Origin of the sequence: Nocardia aurea (genome assembly GCF_003123685.1) — a bacterium.
Taxonomy (GTDB): domain Bacteria; phylum Actinomycetota; class Actinomycetes; order Mycobacteriales; family Mycobacteriaceae; genus Nocardia; species Nocardia aurea.
The window spans coordinates 1-2,459 of sequence record NZ_QCYJ01000157.1; the positions used below are offsets into that span (position 1 = coordinate 1).

General features: G+C 65.6%; 1 protein-coding gene. It reads left to right on the forward strand.

Features of this window, described 5'->3' with window-relative positions; all coding sequences use genetic code 11:
• A partial coding sequence (gene clpB, locus DAT37_RS38880) for an ATP-dependent chaperone ClpB (RefSeq protein WP_109529961.1) occupies window positions 1-2,459 on the forward strand: 2,459 nt, incomplete at both ends.

The following is a 2,459-nucleotide window of genomic DNA, read 5'->3' on the forward strand; positions in this document are numbered from 1 at the left end:
GCTTTGCAGGCGGCTTCGGCCGCGGGTAATCCGGAGATTCGTCCGGCGCATTTGCTGGTGGCGTTGCTGGATCAGACCGACGGCATCGCCGCCCCTTTGTTGAAGGCTGTGGGAACCGATCCGGCGACGGTCCGACGCGAGGCACAAGACATCGTGGACCGGTTGCCGCGCGCGACGGGGGCGACAACGACCCCGCAGCTGGGTCGTGAGGCGCTGGCGGCGATCACCGCCGCTCAGCGTTTGGCCACCGAACTCGGTGACGAATACGTCTCCACCGAACACGTCCTAGTCGGATTGGCCCAGGGCGATTCGGACGTGACGATGCTGTTGACGAAGTACGGCGCGACCGCCGACGGTCTGGGCGAGGCGTTCACCACCGTGCGCGGCAGCGCCAGGGTCACCAGCCCCGATCCCGAGGGCAGTTATCAGGCGCTGGAGAAGTACTCCACCGATCTGACCGAGGCGGCGCGGGCGGGCAAACTCGATCCGGTGATCGGGCGTGACACCGAGATCCGCCGCGTGGTGCAGGTGCTGAGTCGTCGCACGAAGAACAATCCGGTGTTGATCGGTGAACCCGGTGTCGGCAAGACCGCGATCGTGGAGGGTCTGGCCCAGCGCATCATCGCCGGTGACGTGCCGGAGTCGCTGCGCGGCAAATCGGTGGTCTCCCTCGACCTGGCCGCGATGGTGGCGGGCGCGAAATATCGCGGTGAGTTCGAGGAGCGGCTCAAGGCCGTGCTCGAGGACATCAAGAACAGCGCGGGACAGGTCATCACCTTCATCGATGAGTTGCACACCATCGTCGGCGCGGGCGCGACCGGGGAATCGGCGATGGACGCGGGCAACATGATCAAGCCGATGCTGGCGCGGGGCGAGCTGCGCCTGGTCGGGGCGACCACGCTGGAGGAATACCGCAAATTCATCGAGAAGGACGCCGCGCTGGAACGCCGTTTCCAGCAGGTGCTCGTCGGTGAGCCCTCGGTGGCCGACACCATCGCCATCCTGCGCGGTATCAAGGAGCGTTACGAGGTGCACCACGGCGTGCGGATCACCGATTCGGCGTTGGTGGCGGCGGCGGCGTTGTCGGATCGCTACATCACCTCCCGGTTCCTGCCGGACAAGGCGATCGACCTGGTCGACGAATCGGCCTCGCGGCTGCGCATGGAGATCGACTCCCGTCCCGTCGAGATCGACGAGGTCGAACGCGCGGTACGCAGACTCGAGATCGAAGAGGTCGCCTTGAGCAAGGAGACCGACGAGGCGTCCAAGACGCGGCTGGAGAAACTGCGCCAGGAACTCGCCGACGACAGGGAGAAACTGAACCAACTCACCACCCGGTGGCAGAACGAGAAGAACGCCATCGACGGGGTCCGCGTCCTCAAGGAGGAACTGGAAACCCTGCGCGGGGAATCCGAGCGGGCCGAACGCGACGGTGATCTCGGGCGCGCCGCCGAACTGCGCTACGGCCGGATCCCGGCGTTGGAGAAGAATCTGGAGCAGGCCGAACAGGTCTCCACATCGGCCGCCGACGGTGCGGTCATGCTCAAGGAGGAAGTCGGCCCCGACGATATCGCCGAGGTGGTCTCGGCCTGGACCGGTGTCCCGGTCGGGCGGCTGCTCGAGGGCCAGACCCAGAAACTGCTGCGCATGGAACAGGAACTGGGCACACGCGTCGTCGGACAAAAAGAAGCCGTACAGGCCGTATCGGACGCGGTACGCAGAGCGCGCGCCGGGGTCGCCGACCCGAACCGTCCGACCGGCTCGTTCATGTTCGTCGGCCCGACCGGTGTCGGCAAGACCGAACTGGCCAAAGCGTTGGCCGACTTCCTGTTCGACGACGAACGCGCCATGGTCCGCATCGACATGAGCGAGTACAGCGAGAAACACGCGGTGGCCCGCCTGGTCGGCGCGCCTCCCGGCTATATCGGCTACGACCAGGGCGGTCAACTCACCGAAGCGGTACGGCGGCGGCCGTACTCGGTGGTGCTCTTCGACGAGATCGAGAAAGCCCACCCGGATGTCTTCGACATCCTGCTCGCCGTCCTCGACGAAGGCCGCCTCACCGACGGTCAGGGGCGGACAGTCGATTTCCGCAACGCCATCCTCATCCTGACCTCGAACCTGGGCGCGGGCGGGGACAAGGAATTCGTCATGAACGCGGTCCGCTCGGCGTTCAAACCCGAATTCCTCAACCGACTCGACGACGTGGTCATGTTCCACGCACTCGACGAGGAACAACTCGAACACATCGTCGACATCCAACTCGACCAACTCCAGAAACGCCTCGCCCAACGCCGACTCACCCTCGACGTCAGCGACACTGCCAGGTTCTGGCTCGCCGTCCGCGGTTACGACCCGGTCTACGGCGCCAGACCACTACGCAGGCTGATCCAACAAGCCATCGGCGACACCCTCGCCAAAGCACTACTGGCCGGAGAGATCAACGACGGCGACACCGT